Source organism: Amycolatopsis sp. YIM 10, from assembly GCF_009429145.1.
In the GTDB taxonomy this organism is placed as follows: domain Bacteria; phylum Actinomycetota; class Actinomycetes; order Mycobacteriales; family Pseudonocardiaceae; genus Amycolatopsis.
On the sequence record NZ_CP045480.1, the window covers coordinates 4,374,099 to 4,392,523 of the forward strand.

The following is an 18,425-nucleotide window of genomic DNA, read 5'->3' on the forward strand; positions in this document are numbered from 1 at the left end:
CGGAGGTTCCGATGAATGTGCCGCCTCACGAGGTGATGGCCGTGCACCAGCTCTACGGCGCGCAGAGCCACGCCATCGACGAGGGGCGCGCGGCCGACTGGGCGGCGACCTTCACCCCCGACGGCGAGTTCCGGTCCCCGAGCTATCCCGAGCCCGCGATCGGCACCCGCGAACTGGTCGCCTTCGCCGAGCGGTTCCACGCCGACTGCGTCGAATCGGGCGAGATGCTGCGGCACGTCGTCAGCACGATCGAGGTCCGGCCCGGTGGCGGCCCGGACACCCTGCTCGTACGCGCCTACCTGCAGATCGCCGGTCCCTCCCGGCTGCACCGGCTGACCGTGCTCGCCGACGAACTGGCTCGCGCCGGCGACGGCTGGCGCGTGCGGCTGCGCACCGTCCGCCGCTGAACCCGACGTACCGACAGGGAGAAGAACTCGATGACCTCACTCGTCCCCACCGGCCCCGGACGGGTCCTGCACCAGCCGGTGACCGCGCTCTACCCGGAGTTCCCCGGCAAGGTCGCGGTGATCACCGGCGCGGCCAGGGGGATGGGCGCCCGCTTCGCCGCCGGGCTGCTCGCCCGCGGGGTCGACGTCCTCGGCGGGGACCTCGACGGCGACGCGATGGAGGCCACCGCGGCCGAACTCAACCTGGCCGCGCCCGCGGCGGCGCTGGAGGCCAAGCCGGGCCGTCTGCTGCCGGCGACGCTCGACGTCACGAAGGCGGAGGATCACGCCGCACTGGCGCAGCGCGCGATCGACGAGTTCGGCCGCATCGACTTCTGGGTCAACAACGCGGGGATCTTCCCGTTCGCCGAGATCGCCGACATCACCCCGGAACAGATCCGCGCCACGCTCGCGGTCAACGTCGAGGGCGTGCTGTTCGGCGCGCAGGCCGCCGCGGCGCACATGCACCCGGGCAGCGCGATCGTCAACATGTCCTCGGTTTCCGCGGTGCGCGTCCGCCGGGGCCGCGGTGCCTACTGTTCTTCCAAGGCCGCGGTCGCGCACTTGACCGAGTCACTCGCGGTCGAACTGGGGGACCAGGGCATCCGCGTCAACGCCATCGCACCCGGTTACATCGACACCGAGATGACCCGCTGGATCCAGGACGACGCGCCCGCGCTGGCGAAGGCGCTCGACGCGGTCCCGTTGCACCGCATCGGCTCGCCCGAAGAAGTCGTCGGCGTGCTGCTGTTCCTGCTGTCGGACAGCGCGCGTTACGTCACCGGCCACAGCCTGGCCGTGGACGGCGGGTCCCGGCATGTCTGAGCACCGCGAGGTGGTGTCCTATCCGGACGTCGTGCTGATCACCGGTGCGGCGGGCGGCATGGGCGCGAACCACGCCCGCGCGCTCGGCGCCCGCGGAGTGCACGTCTGCGTGGCCGACATCGCCGACACCGCACCGATCGCCGCCGAGATCACCGCCGCGGGCGGTGCGGTGTCGGAGTTCCGGCTCGACGTGACCGATCCGGCGCGGTGGGACGCCGTCCTCGAGCGGATCCGCGCCGAACTGGGTTCGCTCGGCGGACTGGTCAACAACGCGGGAATCTCCCGGCGCCTCGAATTCCTCGACACCACCCCGGAAATCTGGGACCAGGTGCTGGCGATCAACCTGTCCGGACCGTTCCACGGCATGCGTGCGGCGGCACCGCTGCTGCGCGACTCCGGTGGTGGCTCGATCGTGAACATCTCCTCGATTTCCGGGCAGATCGGCTACTTCTCGCCCGCCTACTCGTCGAGCAAGTGGGGACTGACGGGACTGTCCAAATCGGCCGCGGGAAACTTCGCGCGCTGGGGCATCCGGGTCAACTCGGTGCACCCGGGCCTGGTCGGGACCGCGTTGCTCGACGGCGCCGACGCGTTCGTCTCGGCCGCCGTGGCCAGCGTTCCGGCGGGCCGGATGGCCACCCAGGACGAGATCACCGACGCCGTGCTGTTCCTGCTCTCGGACCGGTCCACCTATCTGACCGGCAGTGAGGTCACTGTGGACGGTGGGCTGGTGTCCAACGGGCTCTACCACCGCATCGTCGCCGAGGCCGGAGGTGATCTCGGATGACGGAACGGATCGATGTCATCGTGATCGGCGGTGGCGGGGCCGGGCTGTCCGCCGCGGCCTCCGCCGCCGAGCGCGGTGCCTCGGTGCTGCTGTTCGAATCGGAACGCGAACTCGGCGGCTCGACCCAGCTTTCGGCGGGCATGCTCACCGCGGCGGGCACCAGCGTGCAGGCGGAGCTGGGCGTGACCGACTCCGCCGAGAAGTTCTTCCAGCACTACCAGGACCTCAACCAGTGGCAACTCAAGCCGGGGCTCGTGCGCACCTTCTGCGAACAGGCCGGGCCCGCGGTCGAATGGCTCATCGGACTCGGCGTCCAGATCCCGGCGCGTGTCTCCCACGACGCGCACACCCCCGGCCTGACCAGGGCCGGGGTGGAGGACGTCTGGCGTGGTCACGTGCCGAAGGACCAGGGATACGGGCTTGTCCAGGTGCTGACCACGGCGTGCCGAGAGTCCGGTGTGGACATTGTGCCGAACACCCGTGTCGAACGGCTGATGGTCGAGAACGGCCGGGTCACCGGGGTGGTCGCGGACGGAATCGAGGTCCGGGCGGGCGCGGTGGTGGTCGCCAGCGGTGGTTTCGCGCGGAACCCGGAGTTGCTCCAGCGGTACTACCCGGCCGCGACGGCCGCCGGTGCCGACCTGTTCGTGGTCGCCGCGGAAGGTTCGCGTGGCGATCATTTCGGCTTCGGTACCCAGGTCGGTTCCGCGATCGCGGGCGACGGCTGGGGCCTGCTGCTGCCCACGGTCTACTTCCAGCGGCTGCACCACTGGCAGTCCGGCTTCCCGCCGGTGTCGCGGGTGCTGGTGAACCGCCACGCCCGCCGCTTCATGGACGAGGACGCTTCATACGCCGTCTCCAGTGGGATCATCGACGCTCAGCAAGGTCCAGTGTGGATGGTCTTCGACGAGCGCGCCAGGACCGGACTGCCCGCCGGTTACGCGCATTGGGACGCCGCGCACGTGCTCGCCGAGGCCGACGCCGGGCGCACGTTGCGCGCGGACAGCGTGGAGGAACTGGCGGGAAAGATGGGCGTGCCCGCCGCCGCGCTGCGCGCCACCCTCGATCGCTGGAACGCCGGATTGCCCGCCGGACAGGAAGATCCGGAGTTCCTGCGCCACCGTTCCCTGGCCGCGAAAGGCGTCACGCGACCGCCGGAACCGATCGGCCGGGCCCCGTTCTACGCCGCCCGCACCCTGCCCGCCGAACTCGTCTGCACCCACGCCGGACTCGAGATCGACGCCGGAGCCGCCGTGCTCGACGAGCGGGGGAACCGCGTGCCGGGCCTCTACGCCGCGGGCGAAGCGGGCGCGGGCGTGCTCGGGAACCGTTACGTGGGCGGGGGAAACGCGGTGGCCAACGCCGTCACGTTCGGCCGGATCGCGGGCCACGCCGCGGCCGCGGGCTGAACCGATGATCTCACTCAGTGTTCTTACGCAGTGTTCTCGCGCAGTGTTCTCGCTCGATGAAGAGGAGAAACCATGTCCCTGCCCGTCACCCCCGCCGCGGCGGACGCCGAGATCGGCAAGCGCACCCTTCGCAAGGTGGCCGTGCGCATCATGCCGATCGTCGGCCTGCTCTACATCTTCAACTACATGGACCGGGCCAACATCGGCTACGCCCAGCTGGGCATGTCCACCGAACTGGCCATCGACGCGGCCACCTTCGGCATCGCCTCGGCGATCTTCTTCCTGGCCTACGTGGTCTTCGAGATCCCGAGCAACATGATCATGAAGAAGGTGGGCGCCCGGCTGTGGCTGTCCCGGATCGCGGTCAGCTGGGGCATCGTGACCGTGCTGACCGGCTTCGTCGCGGACGTGACGCAGCTGCTGATCGCGCGGATCCTGCTCGGCATCGCCGAGGCCGGGCTGTTCCCCGGGCTGCTGCTGTACCTGACGCTGTGGTTCCGCGGCCGCGAGCGCGGGCGGGCGATCGCGACACTGGCGCTGGCGCAGCCGATCGCGCTGGTGCTGGGCAGCCTGAGCGGCGGCTGGATTCTCGACCACGTGCACTGGCTGGACCTGAGCAGCTGGCAGTGGGTGTTCATCCTCCAGGGCGCGCCCGCGGTGCTGATCGGCGTGCTCACACTGCTGTACCTGCCGAACCGGCCCGCCGACGCGCGGTTCCTGACCCGCGAGGAAAGCGGCTGGCTGCAGTCGGAGATCGACAAGGAGTACCAGCCGGAGCGGAAGGAGACTTTTCTCGGGCAACTGCGGGCGGTCCGCGACGGCAAGGTCCTGCACCTGGCGGTGGCGAACCTGTTCATCGCCTGCGGGCTCTACGGCCTGACCTTCTTCCTGCCGCTGATCGTCAAGCAGCTCGACCCCTCGTACTCGTCGACCAACATCGGGCTGCTCGGCGCCGTGCCGTACGTCGTCGGCGCGATCGGCATGTTGTTGCTGGCGCGCAACTCCGACCGCACCGGTGAGCGCAAGTTCCACGTCATCGCGCTGGTGCTGGTCGCGGCGGCCGGTTTCCTGGGCGCGATCCTGTTCAAGACCACGCCGGCGCTGTCGCTGATCAGCCTGTCGCTGGCGGCGGTCGGCGTGCTCGGTTACCTGGCGCCGTACTGGGCGATGGCCGCGAAGGTGCTGTCCAAGGAGCACACCGCGGTCGGCCTGGCCGGGATCAACTCGATCGCGGCGCTGGGCGGGTTCTTCGGCCCGTACGCCATCGGGCTGGCGGCGACCGAGACCGACGTGACCGTCGGGCTGTACTTCCCGATCGGGTGCCTGGTGGTCTCGGCGATCATGCTCTCCTTCCTGCGGGTACCGAGGGAGGTCACGGGCCGCATCCAGCCGAGTGTATAACGCCCTATTCAGCTTGGCTTTGAGCACGTCATACTTCTTGGCCGGCCCAGGAAAAACCCGCTCAGGACAGGTCGGCCAGTTCCGGGAAGGCTGCCACGTACTCGTCGAGCACCCGCGTGGCGGCGGCGACCGAGTCCACCAGTGGATGCGTGCCGAGTGCCAGCAACGCCGATGACCGGCGCCTCTTCACGGCGGCCTCGATGGTGGCTCGTTCGACGCCTTTCACCTGTTGCACAAGGCCCAGTTCCGCCGGACGCACCGCGCCCACCGCCAGCGGGCGCGCGCCGTTGCCGTCCACCGTGCAGGGGACCTCGACGACGGCATCGTCGTCCAAGCCCGCGACGGCGCCCCGGTTGCGCACATTCAGGATCAGCGACGCCTTCCGGTTGCCCGCGATGGCGTTCATCAACCCCAGGGCGACTTCCTCGTACCCGCCGCCCTCGGTGTCGCAGGTGTCGCGCTCGCCCGAACCGGCGACGGCCCGGCCCTCGGCCAGGTAGCTGCGCTCGCGCTCGGCGCGGGTTTCCTGCCAGCGTTCCAGCGCGGAAGCCGGGTCGGCGGCCGCGGCGGCATAAAAAGCGTCCTGCTGCGAGTTCAGGAACTCACCGCGGGTGCTTTCCTGAACTCCCATCTGCGCCAGCGTTTCCCTGGCGAAGTAGTAGTAGTGCAGGTATTCGTTGGGCACCGCGCCCAGCGTGCGCAGCCACGGGCCGAAGAGCTTGCCCTCCTCGAACGAGGCCAGCGCGGGGGAGTCGAACAGGCCGGGCAGCACGTCCCGTCCACCGACGAGCACCCGACGCAGCCAGCCGAGGTGGTTCAGGCCGACGTAGTCGAACGAGGCCTGCGACGCGTCGACGCCGAGTGCGGCAGCCACCCGGCGGCACAGCCCGACCGGCGAGTCGCAGATGCCGATCACCCGATCGCCCAGCACCGCCGACATCGCCTCGGTGACCACGCCCGCCGGATTGGTGAAGTTGATGACCCACGCCCCAGGCGCGCGCGAGGCCACCGTCCTGGCGATGTCCAGCGCCACCGGCACGGTCCGCAGTGCGTAGCAGATTCCGCCCGGCCCCACGGTTTCCTGGCCGAGCAGGCCGTGCCGGAGCGGGACCCGCTCGTCCACGCCGCGGCCCTCCAGCCCGCCCACCCTGATCGCCGAGAACACCATGTCCACATCGGACACTGCTTCGTCCAGTGACGTGGTGCTGCTCAGCCGCGGGCGCCACGGCGCGCCCGCCGCCTGCTGTTCGAGCACCGCGCCGATCGCGGCCAGCCGCTCCGGGCGCACGTCGTGCAGCACCACCTCGTCGACCAGGCGCTCGGGATCGGCCAGCAGGCTGGCGTGCACCAGCGGCACCCGGAACCCGCCGCCGCCCAGGATGGCCAGCCTCATACCTCGCGCACCTCCACGCCCGCCTCCCGCATCACGGCGAGCGTCTCCCGGCTCGCCCCCGCGTTGGTCACCAGCACGTCGATCTCCTCGGGCCCGCACACGCGGGCCAGGCCGGCGCCGGGGAACTTGCGTGCTTCGGCCAGCAGCACCACCCGGTCGGCGGCGGCCAGCATGGCGCGCTTGCCCGGTACCTCCACCACCGTGTCGTCCATCAGCGCCCCGTCCCGCGCGACCCCGGAGGCGGAGACGAACAGCCGGTCGGCCCGCACCTGCCGCAGCGCGTCCTCGGTCAGGAAGCCGACCATGGACCGGTAGTTGCGCCGCACCAGCCCGCCCAGCAGCATCAGCTCGACCGCGTGGTCGTCGGCGAACTCGTCGTACACCGCCAGGTTGCTGGTCACCACGGTGATCCGCCTGCCGTGCAGGTGCTTGGCCAGCTGGTGCACGGTGGTGCCGATGTCGAGCAGCAGCACCTCGCCGTCGCGGACCAGCTCGGCGGCGGCCGCCGCGATCGCCGCCTTGCCGTCGTGACCGGAATCGGCCACGTAGTCGAAGGGCAGCTCGGCCGCCGGGTTGAGCACCGCCCCGCCGCGCACCCTGGTGAGCACCCCGTCGCGCTCCAGCGAGATCAGGTCGCGCCGGATGGTCGCGGCACTGGTCTGCAACTGGTCGGTGAGCACGGAGATCGAGGCCGACCCGTCGCGGGTCAGGCACCGCACGATCTCGGAGTACCGGCGCTGGGGTAGCACGCTGCGAACATTATCAGTCATCTCCCTGCATCGGCAGTTGTCAATTCCTTTCAAAAGGGTGCAGACTGCCGGGACCGGAGCAAAGGAGGCGCGGCGGTGACTCCCGGGAACGAACGTGAATCCTGCGACGTGACGATCGATCTCGACGCGGGCGCCAGGACGGCCGCCGACGACCCGCCCGCGCTCGACATCCTGTTGTCGGGCACGGTCTTTCTCGACATCATCTTCACCGGCCTGCCCCAGCTGCCCGAGCCGGGCACCGAGGTGTGGGCCAACGGCCTCGGCTCCAGCCCCGGCGGCATCGCCAATCTCGCGGTGGCGCTGTCCCGGCTCCAGGTGCGCACCGGACTCGCCGCCGCGTTCGGCGAGGACGCCTACGGGGACTTCTGCTGGGACGTGCTGGCCAACCAGGAGGGCGTGGACCTGTCCCACTCGCGCCGCTTCTACGGCTGGCACTCCCCGCTGACCGTGTCGATGGCGGTGGAGAAGGACCGCAGCATGGTCACCCACGGCCATCCCGCCCCGATCAGCGCCGACGACCTGCTCAACCCGCCGCCGCCCACCCGCGCCTGCTTCGTCCACGTCGACCTGCACGACGACGCGTGGGTGCGCACGGCCAAGGACAACGGCGCGCTGCTGTTCGCCGACGTCGGCTGGGATCCGACGCAGCGGTGGGAACCGGCGATGCTGAGCCAGTTGCTCGACGGGTACGACGTGGTGCTGCCCAACAGCGTCGAGGCCACCCGCTACACCCGCACCGACGACGTGCGCTCGGCCGCCGCGAAGCTCGCCGAGATCGTGCCCGCCGTGGTGGTCACCCGCGGCCCGCGTGGTGCGTACGCGATCGATTCGGCCACCGGTGAGGAGGCCGACGTCGGCGGGCTCAACGTGGCGGCGCTGGATCCGACCGGTGCCGGCGACGTCTTCGGCGCCGGGTTCGTGCTGGGCACGCTGGCCGGCTGGCCGCTGGCCGACCGGGTGCACTTCGCCAATCTCTGCGCGGCGCTGTCGGTTCAGCATTTCGGCGGTTCCCAGTCGGCGCCGGGCTGGGGTGACATCGCGGCGTGGTGGCGGCTGGTCGGCCGCCGCGACGAACGCGACCTGCGCGGCTACGCCTTTCTCAGCGAACTGCTGCCGGACCGGGGCAGCACCCAGGTGCGCCGGGCCAGCGCCACGATCGGATTGCGAGGCATATCGTGAAACGCCGTTCCTCCACCGCACTGCGCGCCGCGGCCGTCGGCACCGCGATCTTCGCGATGGCCGCCTGCGCTCCCGGCGGCTCGTCCGACCGTCCCGCGGACCGCCCGGCCGGTGAGGTCCGCACCGATGTCGCCGCCATGGGCGAGGTGACGCTGACCATCTGGGACCAGGAAACGCGAGCGGGCCAGGAACAGCAGATCACCCAGCTCAACGAGCAGTTCCAGCGGACTTACCCGAACATCAGGCTCAACCGCGTCGCGAGGTCCTTCGACGACCTGCGGAACACGGTGAAGCTGGGGCTCAGCGGCAACGAGGCGCCCGACATCGCCCAGGTCAACAACGGCAAGCAGGACATGGGCGCGTTCGTCAAGGCCGGGCTGCTGGTACCGCTCGACGGTTACGCGCAGGCCTACCAGTGGACCACCCGCTATCCCGAGTCGGTGCGCCGCCTGGCGTCCTATCCGGACGGTGGGGACGTGCTCGGTGAGGGCAAGCTGTACGGCGTGCCGCAGACCGGTGAGCTGGTCGGCATCTACTACAACAAGACGAAGCTCGCCGAACTGGGCCTGACCCCGCCGACGACCTGGCCCGAGTTCGACGCGGTGCTGGCCAGGGCGAAGGCCGCCGGGCAGTTGCCGATCCAGCTCGGCAACCTGGAGAAGAGCGCCGGGCCGTACCTGTTCGGCGTGGCCATGCACCGGCATTCCCAGCCCGCCGCGGAGACCGCGCTCGCCCTCGGCAAGCCGGAGGCGACGTGGCCGACCGACGCCAACCGGGCGGCGGCGAACCAGCTACTGGACTGGGCGCGCCAGGGTTACCTCACGCCCGGTTTCGCCGGGCTGAAGAACGACGACTCATGGGCCAACTTCGCCAAGGGCGAGGGTGTTTTCCACATCAACGGCACCTGGCTCACCCCCGACCTGACCTCCGCCATGGGCGACTCGGTCGGCTTCCTGCGCCCGCCGGGCGAGTCGATCACCGGCGGCACCGGCCTGCCGTGGGCGATCAGTTCCAAGAGCAAGAACCCCGACGCGGCCGCGGCCTACCTGAACTTCATCACCTCGCCCGAGGCGATGAAGGTGCTGGGGCAGACGGCGAACCTGCCGGTGCTCGACGCCGGGCAGCAGCAGGTGACCGGGCTGCAGAAGGAGGTTTTCGACGCCTGGCAGTCGGCCTCGGCCTCACCGGGGCTGGTGCCCTACCTCGACTACGCCACGCCCAACGCCTACGAGGTGGTCAGCGGGGCGGTCGAGCAGCTGCTGAGCGGGGCGATGGACACGGAGAAGTTCCTCGGCGCGTTGCAGGCCGATCTGGACGCGAGCCGTGGCGGCAGGTGAACCGCGGCGGGTCGGCTACCTCTATGTGCTTCCCGCACTGGCGGTGTACGGCCTGTTCCTGCTTTTCCCGCTGCTGCACAGCGGCTGGCTTTCGCTGTTCGACTGGGACGGGCTGAGCCCGGGCACGTGGACCGGCCTGGACAACTACGTCGAACTGGCCACCGAAGAGGGCGCGGCGGCCGCGTTCGGGCACGCGGCGGTGCTGGTGGTGTTCTTCGCCGTGCTGCCGGTGTGCATCGGGCTGGTGCTGGCCACCGTGCTGCACCGCACGCGTGTGCGCGGGCTGCCGTTCTTCCGCACCGCGTTGTTCCTGCCGCAGGTGGTGGCCATGGTGGTGGTCGCGGTGGCGTGGCAGCGGATCTTCGCGCCGGACGGCGTGCTCAACGCCGTGCTCGGCACCCCTGGCCGCGCGTGGCTCGGGGACGAGAGCACCGCGCTGCTCGCGGTCGGCGTGGTCGGCACGTGGGTGCAGACCGGGCTGGCCATGGTGCTCTTCCTCGGCGGCATCGGGAAGATCACCGGCGACCTGTTCGACGCGGTGCGGATGGACGGGGCCGGGCCGGTGCGCGAGTTCCGCACGGTGATCCTGCCGTCGCTGCGCCCGGAGATCGGCGTGGCGCTCACGCTGACCGTGATCGCCGCGCTGCGCACCTTCGACCTCGTCTACATGATGACGCCGCAGGGCGGGCCGGGCGGATCGACCACGGTGCCCGCCTACGAGATCTACCAGCGGGCCTTCCACGGCGGCCAGGTCGGCTCGGCCGCCGCGATGGGCGTGGCGATCACCTTGCTGGCCTTCGCCGTCACCTTCGTGATCACCCGGATCTCCGGCGGGGGACGCCGATGAAGGTTTCCGCGGCCGAACGGACCGGCACCTATCTCATCCTCGGGGTGTTCACCGTTTTCGCGCTGTACCCGATGGTGGCGATCCTGGTGACCGCGCTGCGCTCGGAGGTCGCCGGACAGGGCGGGATCCACTGGGAGAACTTCGCCGCGGCGTGGACGCAGGCCCGGTTCGGCAGTTACCTGTTCAACAGCGTGCTGGTGTCGATCTGCGTGGTGGCGCTGTCGCTGCTGCTTTCCGTGCTGGCCGCCTACGCCTTCGGCACCATGCGGTTCCGCGGCAGCGAGGTGCTGTTCTACCTGGTGCTGCTCGGGTTGACCGTGCCCGCCGAGGCGGTGGTCGTGCCGCTGTACTTCGACCTGCGCGACCTCGGGCTGACCAACACCTACGCGTCGCTGGTCTTCCCGCAGGTCGCGCAGTCGGTGGCGTTCGGCGTGTTCTGGCTGCGCACCTACTTCCGCTCGACCTCGCGCGGCATCGTCGAAGCCGCGCGGCTCGACGGTGCGGGGCACTGGCAGACGCTGTGGCGGATCCTGGTGCCGATGGGCCGGCCGGCGATGGTCACCCTCGCGGTGCTGGTGTTCATGTGGACCTGGAACGAGTTCCTGCTGGCCAGGGTGATGGTCACCGGTGAGGAACTGCGGACCGCGCCGCTGGGCCTGCAGTTCTTCTCCGGCCCGGCGACAACGACGGTGCCGCTGCTGGCGGCGGCTTCGGTGCTGGTGGCGTTGCCGGTGGTGGTGCTGTACCTGTTCCTGCAGCGGCATTTCATCCGGGGCATGGTGGACGGTTCGGTCAAGGGCTGATTGAGGCTCGGGAGGCATGGTTATGCGCGCACTGGTGGCCGGAGTGCTGGGGGCGGCGCTGGTGGCGGGGCTCGCCCCGCCGGTGGCCGCGGCGGAGCCGCGAGCGGACGCGGACCTGGACGTGTTGTTCGTCGGCGCGCATCCCGACGACGAGGCTTCGACGCTGTCCACCATCGGGCAGTTGGGGCTCGAGGCCGGGGTGGTCACGGTGACCCGTGGTGAGGGCGGCGGCAACGCCGTCGGCCCGGAGGAAGGCCCCGAACTGGGCTTGCTGCGGGAAGCCGAGGAGCGCAAGGCCGTCGGGCGTGCCGGGGTCACCGACGTGTTCAACCTGGACCGGGCCGACTTCTACTACACGGTCAGCTCGCCGCTGACCGAGCAGGCGTGGGGGCACGAGTCGACGCTGGAGAAGCTGGTCCGGGTGGTCCGCCAGACCCGGCCGGAGATCGTGTTCACGATGGATCCGGCGCCCTCACCGGGAAACCACGGCAATCACCAGTACGCTGCCAGGCTCGCGTTCGAGGCCTACACGGCCGCGGCCGACCCGTCCTTGTTCCCCGGGGCCGGAAAGCCGTGGGCGGTGGCGAAACTGTTCACCACCGGGCTCAGCGGCGAGTCGGCCACCGGCCCGGACTGCGTCTCTGCGTTCACCCCGGACGAGCCGGCCGATCGGGTTTGGGGCGTGTGGGCCGGAAAACCAGGGCCGGGCGGCAAGACCTGGGCCCAGATCGAGCGCGAGGCCCAGCGCGAGTACGCCAGCCAGGGCTGGGCGGGATTCCCCGATGCGCCAACGGATCCCGCGAAGATCGGCTGTGACTACTTCACCCAGGTGGCCGGCCGGGTGCCGTACCAGCCGGAGAGCCGCGGGGTCGAAGGCCTGCTGGCGGGCGCGGTGCCGATGGGCGCGACGCTGACCGCCACGGCCGATCGCTACCGCGTGACACCAGGGGAGCCGGTGCGCGTGGACGTGCGCTCGTCGAAGCCTGGTGACATCGAATTGACCGCGCCCGAAGGCTGGACCGTGCAGGACCGCACGGTGACCGTTCCCGCTGACGCCCAGCCGGGCAAGGCCCGCATCCGCGCTTCGCTGTCCACAGTGGAGAGCACGGAAGCAATTGTCGAGGTGGTGCCGCCGGTGGTCGCCACGCAGGAGCCGCTGCCGCAGGTCGCCCAGTACGACGCATGGGCACGTGAGACCGGCTTCCCCGACCGGGCGGGCGATGTGCTGCCGGTGCTGACCGTGCCGTCCGGTGGGACGCGGGACATCACCGTGACTGTGCGCAACGAAAGTCCCGTCCCGCAGCAGGGCGTGGTGTCGCTCGCGCTGCCCGCCGGGTTCAGCGGTGGTGAAGAGCGGCCCTATCCGGAACTCGCGCCCGGTGCCACGCACCAGGTGAAGTTCGGCGTGCGCAACACCGACGCGTCGCTTCCGTCCGGAAAGGACTTCCCGTACCAGCTGGTCACGTCGGGCGGCAGCACCACGGCGGCGTTGGAGATCGTGCCCGCGACGGTGATCCCGCAAGCCCTGGCAGCACCTGCCGTCGACGGCACCGCGGGCTCGGGGGAGTACCCGGCCGAGGCGCTCGACATCTCGGCGCGCTGGGAGGGTGACGACTGCGCATCGGCAGCGGATTGTTCCGGTAGCGCAAGGCTTTCCTGGCACGACGACACGCTGTACGCGCTGGTCGACGTCACCGACGACGTGGCGGGTACGAAGCTGCCGACCGCGGACTGCAAGCGGCATTGGCGCACCGACGCGGTGGAACTCACCTTCGACCCGCGAGGCAGGTCGGAGAATACCTCCAGCACGTACAAGCTGGCGGTGCTGCCGTCCACATCGGACGGTGGACCGTGCGCGTTCCGCGACGCCGACAACGCACAGGGGCCCGCACCGGGGGTGCGAGTGGCCGCGCAGCCGCGCGAGGACGGTTACACCGTCGAGGTCGCGATCCCGATGGAGCAGTTGCCCGGCGCGGTGGATCCGGCCTCGCTGGGGCTGAACGTGCTGGTCTACGACTCGGACACGCAGGACAAAACCGGGCAGACGCGGATCGGCTGGTCGACCTGGGGCGGGGTGCAGGGCGACCCGTACCGCTGGGGCCGGGCGACCGTGGACGGTTACACCCCGCCGCCGGATCGGCCGATCGAGCCGCCGGAACCGGTGCTGCCGCTGGAAGTGCTGGCCTCGGTGGACTCACCGCAGACGCTGGAGCAGTCGATCCGGCTCGGCCTTCCGCCGGGTGCCGCCGCGGCTTCGCGCCCGATCCGCCTTCGTGACGGCTGGCTCTACTCCGCGGAAAGCGGCACCGCCTCGGTTTTCGCTGCTGACGGTCGTCATGTCGTGGAAGTGGCACCGGGCCGCACGCGGCTGCCCGCCGGGCCGGTGCTGGTCGGCTTCACCAACACCCGCGGCGGCACGGCCGCGGCGAAGGGGTGAAGCGCGGGTTCCTGGTCGCCGCACTGGTCGTCGCGGTGGCGGTGACCGGGGTGGTGGTGCTCGGCGACGCGCTGGAAACCCCGCCCGCGTTCTGCCCGGATTCGGTGGATTCGGACGAACCGGAGGACAAGTCGACGCTCGGCGAGCCGGAGAACGGCGTGGCGCTGTTCGACGTCGCCGAGAACGGTGACATGACCGACCGGAGCAGTGAACTCGTCGGACGCGTGCCGAACACCCTCACCAAGGACGCGCTGGTCTGTCAGTACGAGCGGGAGTCCGAGGAGGAGCTGGGCTCGTGTGGCGGTTCGACCACGCTGCTGGCCACCCGCTATGCCTACAAGGTCTACGAACTGCCGTCGAAACGCCTGCTGGAAACGTTCGAGCTGCTCGGTGCCGGGAGCTGCCCGACGGGGATCATCGAGCTGCCCGCCGGTTCGTCGAGCATCGCGGCCGACCCGGACTACCCGAGATTGATCGAACGACTGGTCCCGCTGCTGTCGTCACCGGCCTGAACGGTGGGCCGGACGTGGCGCGCGTCACCGTGGCTTGAGTGTGCCGTTACGGCCGGGTGTCTCCTGGGGGCCGGCCACACCACCGTGGCCGTGGTGTGTGCTCGGAGGTGACCTGTGCCGGTCCGGGTCGTGGTGCTGGCCGCGGATCCGTTCGTGCTCGCCGGGGTTTCCGCCGAGCTGAGCGAAAAGCCCGGGATCCGGTTGGTGGAGCACGGGGCGGAAGTGGCCGTCGTGCTGCCGGACGGTCCCGGTGACCTGCTCGCCGGGATCGATCCGGGGACCCGCGTGGTGCTGGTCTCCGATGATCCCCGGTGGGGCGCGGACGGCATGGTCCTGTTGCCACGGCGGAAGCTGACCACAGCGTCCTTGCTGCGTGCGATCAGCGACGCGGAGCACGGCCTGGTCACCCCGCGCGCACCGCGCTCCCGCACTCCGGACGGATTGTCACGCCGGGAGATCGCCGTGCTGCGCCTGCTCGCCGAGGGTCGCGCAACCGCGGAAATCGCCGCCGAACTGGCGTACGCCGAGCGGACCGTGAAGAACATCGTTTCCGGCGTACTGGCCCGGCTCGACCTGCGGAACCGAACGCACGCGGTGGCGTACGCGGTCCGCGCCGGCCTGATCTAGGTGCTGTCCTCGGCGGCACGAACACTATTGACCTAACAAATGGAGTTTTGTACGGTCTACGCATGGCGACGCTGCACGAGAAGATCCGGCGGGAGTTCGAGGACAGGATCCACGCGGGCAAGCTGGCCCCCGGCGCACGGCTGCCGACCGAGATGGAGCTGTGCGAGAAGTACGGGGTCAGCCGCGCGACCGCGCAGCGGGTCCTCAACGACCTCGCCGACGCGGGACTGGCCGTGCGGCGCCGGCGTCAGGGCACCTTCGTCGCGGACGTGCGCCAGCAGATCAACCTGCTCAGCTACGCCTCCCCGGACACGCACATCAAGGGCGTGCCGGGGCGGCACGAGGTGCTCTCCGCCCGGATCGTCCGCGCGGGGGACGCCGTGCTGACGCTGCCGGGGGCCGATGACGACACCGCGGTGGTGGAACTGGTGCGGCGCAAGCTGGACCTGCACGACCAGCCGCGCACCATCGAACGGCACGTGGTGCTGTTCTCGGCGGCCCCCGACCTGCTGAACGAGGACCTCGCGGAACTCGTTTCCCTGCCCTATCTCCGCGATCGCGGTGTGTCGATCGACCGCATCCGGATCTACCTGGACCCGGTGGTGCTCGACGAGCACGACGCCGGACTGCTCCGCAGCGAGGCCGGGGCGCCGACGCTGCGGCGTCGCCGTGAGCTGCGCGCGGCCGACGGGTCCGCGATCGAGATCGTCACGGCTCTCATCCGCCCGGGTACCGCGGAGTTCTTCGTCGAATTCCCCGCGTAGCCACCACTTCAGAAAGGAGCGACCCCGATGAAGGTCATCGTGGTGGGGGCCGGTGTGCTCGGCACCAGTGTCGCGCGCTCGCTGTCCCTGTCCGGTGCGGAAGTGCTTCTGCTGGACCGCGGGGGACCGGGCGCGGGCACCAGCTCGACCACCTTCGCGTGGACCAACTCGAACCGCAAACCGGACCCGGACTACTACCGGCTGAACCTCGCGGGCATGGCCGAGCACGAAGAACTGGCCAGACAGCTGCCCGGCGATCCCGCGTACTTCCGCAGCGGCGGCCTGCAGTTCGCCGACGCCGAAAGCGAGCCGTGGCTGGCGAAGAACGTGGAACGCTTGCGGGGACTGGGATATCCGGCGCGCTGGGTGACCCGGGACGAAGCGGCGCCGATCGTCGGCGGGCTCCGGATTCCCGGGAACACCACGGCGATCGCATACTTCCCCGCCGAAGGCCACGTCCGCCCGGACCGCCTCGTGCAGAACCTGCTGGCCGACGCGGTCCGGCACGGCGCCGTGCTGTCGATCGGCGAAGTGGTGTCCACAAGCGACGGACCGGACCGGGCGTCGGTCACCATGGCCGACAGTACGGTGCACAACGCCGACCGGGTGGTGCTGGCCACCGGCCGGTGGACCGGCGAACTGGCGGCCCGCGCGGGTATCGACATCCCGATGGTCACCGGCACCGGACGCGGCTCGCCGATCATCGGGCTGCTCGGATATCTCCGGTCCCCGCGGCTCGACCTCGGCTGCGTGGTGCACACCCCGGGCCTGAACCTGCGGCCCGGCGCCGGACTGCCCGACGTGCTGCAGGCACTCGACCTGAATCCGGACGTCGACCCGTCCAGGCCACCCGCGCCCGGCAGCGAGATCGCCACCACGATCGCCCGGCGGCTCACCGCCCTGCTGCCCGATCCCGGCCAGACCCCGGAAATCGACTTCCGCGTGGGCTTCCGCTCACTGCCCGCCGACGGCAACACCATCGCGGGTTACGCGGCGGAGCACGCGCGGACCTACTGCCTCGTCTCCCACGGCGGCATCACCCTGGCGCCGCTGCTCGGCCGCCTGGTCGCCACCGAAATCCTCGCCGACACCAGCCAGGAACTCCTGAAACCCTTCCGTCCCAGCCGGTTCGCCGGGTTGCGGCGGTCCGACCTCCCGGCCGTTCGCCGCCCCGTCAAGCTGGGTGAGCAATAGCCGGCCACACAGAAGGCCGCAGGCCAATGACCGACCACAAAGGCAGTGTCGCCGAAACCGGCAAAGACCGCTTGGCCGGCTTGTTTCGCGTTATCGGCGCAATCGAACGAGCCGGGAACAAACTGCCCCACCCGTTCTGGCTCTTCTGGATCCTCGCCGGAATCCTCGGCGTCGTCAGTCTTGTTCTGTCCATTCTCGACGTCTCCGTCACCCTGCCGAAAACCGGTGAGGTCGTCACGGTGAAAAGCCTGCTGTCACTGGACGGCATCGGCTTCGCCGCGGACTCCGCGCTGGAGAGCTTCGCGGAGTTCAAACCGCTCGCCGTCATCGTGGTCATGCTGCTTGGCGTCAGCGTGGCGGAGAAGAGCGGCCTGCTCGAGGCGATCCTGCGGTTGACGGTGATCCGGTTGCCCGGCCGCTGGGTCACCTTCGCCATCGCGTTCGGCGGCATGGTCGCGCACATCATGAGCGATTCGGCGTACCTGGTGATGATCCCGCTCGGCGCGCTGGCCTTCCGCGCGGCCGGGCGCAGCCCGATCCTCGGCATCGTGGTCGCCTACGTGTCGGTGTCCGCCGGATTCAACGCCAGCCCGCTGGTCACCCCCGGCGACGCCATCCGCGCCGCACTCACCACCCAGGCCGCGCAGACCGTCGATCCGGACTACGTGGTGACCCCGGTGGCGACCTACTTCTTCTTCGGCGCGTCGTCGCTGCTGCTGGCCGTGGTGATCACGCTGGTCGTGGAACTCGTGCTGGCGAAACGGCCCGAGCTCGCGACCGGTGAAGACGCGCCGACGGGGGAGGAACCCGAGGTCCGTCTGTCCACTGTGGAGAAACGAGCCCTGGTGCGGGTCGCGGTCATCGTGGTCGCCTTTGTGCTCGCGGTCGTCGCGCTCCTGCTGATCCCCGGCTCGCCGCTGCTCGGTGACGGCGGCAGCGTCGTGCGGTCGGTGGTCATCGAGAACATCAGCGTGTTCATCGCACTGCTCTTCGCGGTGATCGGGTTCGCCTACGGCAGGGCGGTGGGCACGGTGTCGTCATTGGCGGTCCTCCCGAAGGTGATGGCCGACGGGGTCGGCCGGATCGCGCCGGTCATCGTGCTCTTCTTCGCCGTGGCGCAGTTCCTGGCCTACTTCGAGTGGACCGGGATCGCCTCCGTGCTGACGGTGCACGGCGCCGACCTGCTCAACGCGGTCGACGCCCCGCACCTGGTGGTGTTGCTGGTGATCATCGGGTCGATCTGCCTGCTGAACCTGATCATCACCAGCGGATCGGCGCAGTGGGCGATCCTCGCGCCGGTCGTGGTGCCGATGATGATGTACGTCCGGCTGCCGCCGGAGGCCGCGATGGCCGCGTTCATGATCGGCGACTCGGTCACCAACGCGGTCACCCCGATGAGCCCGTACTTCGTGCTCGCGCTGGGTTTCGTCCAGCAGTACCGCAAGGGCGCGGGGATCGGCACGCTGATGTCGTTCACCGTGCCGATCTCGTTCGCCATCCTCGTCGTGTGGTCGGGCTTCTTCGCGCTCTGGTACGGCCTCGGCCTCCCGCTCGGGCCGGGCGTGCACCTGAGCTAGGCGACCCTGTGTCATGCGTCAGAAGCACGGGGTCTTGCCTGCCATGCAATAGTGTGGGTGAGTGCGCTGCCGGGCACGCAAGCCGGGGCAATTGCGCGGTTACGCTGGGCTGTCGGC

The 18,425-nt window shown here is 70.2% G+C and carries 17 protein-coding genes; 15 read left to right on the top strand and 2 right to left on the bottom strand.

Translation table 11 applies throughout. The features are described 5' to 3' along the window. Positions 1-11 precede the first annotated feature (11 nt). The 5 genes from YIM_RS21105 to YIM_RS21125 all read left to right on the top strand — a co-directional run bounded on the left by YIM_RS21105 (position 12) and on the right by YIM_RS21125 (position 4,868). Complete coding sequence (locus tag YIM_RS21105) at positions 12-407, top strand: nuclear transport factor 2 family protein (protein WP_153031987.1); 396 nt, start codon at positions 12-14, stop codon at positions 405-407. 30 nt (positions 408-437) lie between these two features. Continuing rightward, a complete protein-coding gene (locus tag YIM_RS21110; protein WP_153031988.1) occupies positions 438-1,271 on the top strand; it encodes an SDR family NAD(P)-dependent oxidoreductase in 834 nt (277 codons plus the stop codon). After that, complete coding sequence (locus YIM_RS21115) at positions 1,264-2,058, top strand: SDR family NAD(P)-dependent oxidoreductase (protein WP_153031989.1); 795 nt, start codon at positions 1,264-1,266, stop codon at positions 2,056-2,058. The genes YIM_RS21110 and YIM_RS21115 overlap by 8 nt, the downstream gene beginning before the upstream one ends. Then, positions 2,055-3,467, top strand: a complete 1,413-nt coding sequence (locus YIM_RS21120; RefSeq protein WP_153031990.1) for an FAD-dependent oxidoreductase — start codon at positions 2,055-2,057, stop codon at positions 3,465-3,467. Before YIM_RS21115 ends, YIM_RS21120 begins: the two co-directional genes overlap by 4 nt. A gap of 72 nt (positions 3,468-3,539) precedes the next feature. Continuing rightward, positions 3,540-4,868, top strand: coding sequence for an MFS transporter (locus tag YIM_RS21125; RefSeq protein WP_153031991.1), 1,329 nt, complete (start codon positions 3,540-3,542; stop codon positions 4,866-4,868). Between the two features lie 61 nt (positions 4,869-4,929). Here YIM_RS21125 and YIM_RS21130 read toward each other — a convergent pair whose 3' ends face one another. Continuing rightward, complete coding sequence (locus YIM_RS21130) at positions 4,930-6,261, bottom strand: 6-phospho-beta-glucosidase (RefSeq protein WP_153031992.1); 1,332 nt, start codon at positions 6,259-6,261, stop codon at positions 4,930-4,932. Next, complete coding sequence (locus tag YIM_RS21135; protein ID WP_153031993.1) at positions 6,258-7,010, bottom strand: DeoR/GlpR family DNA-binding transcription regulator; 753 nt, start codon at positions 7,008-7,010, stop codon at positions 6,258-6,260. The genes YIM_RS21130 and YIM_RS21135 overlap by 4 nt, the downstream gene beginning before the upstream one ends. Positions 7,011-7,145: 135 nt before the next feature. On the opposite strand from YIM_RS21135, the gene YIM_RS21140 reads away from it, so the two are divergent. From YIM_RS21140 to YIM_RS21185, 10 genes are all read left to right on the top strand, one after another. Continuing rightward, positions 7,146-8,210, top strand: a complete 1,065-nt coding sequence (locus tag YIM_RS21140) for a PfkB family carbohydrate kinase (protein WP_153037140.1) — start codon at positions 7,146-7,148, stop codon at positions 8,208-8,210. Continuing rightward, entirely contained in the window at positions 8,207-9,547 is a 1,341-nt protein-coding gene (locus YIM_RS21145; RefSeq protein WP_228004865.1) for an extracellular solute-binding protein, read from the top strand. The genes YIM_RS21140 and YIM_RS21145 overlap by 4 nt, the downstream gene beginning before the upstream one ends. Further along, positions 9,534-10,394 carry a carbohydrate ABC transporter permease gene (locus YIM_RS21150; protein ID WP_228004866.1) on the top strand — a complete coding sequence of 287 codons (861 nt, stop codon included), beginning with the start codon at positions 9,534-9,536 and terminating at the stop codon, positions 10,392-10,394. The genes YIM_RS21145 and YIM_RS21150 overlap by 14 nt, the downstream gene beginning before the upstream one ends. Then, positions 10,391-11,197 (top strand): carbohydrate ABC transporter permease, encoded by an 807-nt coding sequence (locus tag YIM_RS21155; protein ID WP_153031995.1) that lies wholly within the window; start codon positions 10,391-10,393, stop codon positions 11,195-11,197. The genes YIM_RS21150 and YIM_RS21155 overlap by 4 nt, the downstream gene beginning before the upstream one ends. 22 nt (positions 11,198-11,219) lie before the next feature. After that, positions 11,220-13,634, top strand: a complete 2,415-nt coding sequence (locus YIM_RS21160) for a sugar-binding protein (protein ID WP_228004867.1) — start codon at positions 11,220-11,222, stop codon at positions 13,632-13,634. Beyond that, positions 13,631-14,146: a hypothetical protein gene (locus tag YIM_RS21165; protein WP_153031997.1), complete on the top strand. Its 516-nt coding sequence runs from the start codon at positions 13,631-13,633 to the stop codon at positions 14,144-14,146. Before YIM_RS21160 ends, YIM_RS21165 begins: the two co-directional genes overlap by 4 nt. 114 nt (positions 14,147-14,260) lie before the next feature. After that, positions 14,261-14,773: a LuxR C-terminal-related transcriptional regulator gene (locus YIM_RS21170; protein WP_153031998.1), complete on the top strand. Its 513-nt coding sequence runs from the start codon at positions 14,261-14,263 to the stop codon at positions 14,771-14,773. 62 nt (positions 14,774-14,835) lie between these two features. Beyond that, the gene (locus tag YIM_RS21175) at positions 14,836-15,537 is read left to right on the top strand and encodes a GntR family transcriptional regulator (RefSeq protein WP_153031999.1); all 702 of its coding nucleotides are present in this window, start codon (positions 14,836-14,838) and stop codon (positions 15,535-15,537) included. Positions 15,538-15,564: 27 nt separating this feature from the next. Beyond that, entirely contained in the window at positions 15,565-16,731 is a 1,167-nt protein-coding gene (locus YIM_RS21180; RefSeq protein ID WP_153032000.1) for an FAD-binding oxidoreductase, read from the top strand. Positions 16,732-16,757: 26 nt separating this feature from the next. Further along, entirely contained in the window at positions 16,758-18,308 is a 1,551-nt protein-coding gene (locus YIM_RS21185; RefSeq protein WP_153032001.1) for an AbgT family transporter, read from the top strand. Positions 18,309-18,425 lie beyond the last annotated feature (117 nt).

Coding starts and splice junctions, on each gene's coding strand:
- YIM_RS21105 (WP_153031987.1), top strand. CDS start 12: ATGAATGTGCCGCCTCACGAGGTGATGGCCGTGCACCAGCTCTACGGC.
- YIM_RS21130 (WP_153031992.1), bottom strand. CDS start 6,261: ATGAGGCTGGCCATCCTGGGCGGCGGCGGGTTCCGGGTGCCGCTGGTG.
- YIM_RS21180 (WP_153032000.1), top strand. CDS start 15,565: ATGAAGGTCATCGTGGTGGGGGCCGGTGTGCTCGGCACCAGTGTCGCG.
- YIM_RS21175 (WP_153031999.1), top strand. CDS start 14,836: ATGGCGACGCTGCACGAGAAGATCCGGCGGGAGTTCGAGGACAGGATC.
- YIM_RS21110 (WP_153031988.1), top strand. CDS start 438: ATGACCTCACTCGTCCCCACCGGCCCCGGACGGGTCCTGCACCAGCCG.
- YIM_RS21185 (WP_153032001.1), top strand. CDS start 16,758: ATGACCGACCACAAAGGCAGTGTCGCCGAAACCGGCAAAGACCGCTTG.
- YIM_RS21120 (WP_153031990.1), top strand. CDS start 2,055: ATGACGGAACGGATCGATGTCATCGTGATCGGCGGTGGCGGGGCCGGG.
- YIM_RS21115 (WP_153031989.1), top strand. CDS start 1,264: ATGTCTGAGCACCGCGAGGTGGTGTCCTATCCGGACGTCGTGCTGATC.
- YIM_RS21155 (WP_153031995.1), top strand. CDS start 10,391: ATGAAGGTTTCCGCGGCCGAACGGACCGGCACCTATCTCATCCTCGGG.
- YIM_RS21125 (WP_153031991.1), top strand. CDS start 3,540: ATGTCCCTGCCCGTCACCCCCGCCGCGGCGGACGCCGAGATCGGCAAG.
- YIM_RS21160 (WP_228004867.1), top strand. CDS start 11,220: ATGCGCGCACTGGTGGCCGGAGTGCTGGGGGCGGCGCTGGTGGCGGGG.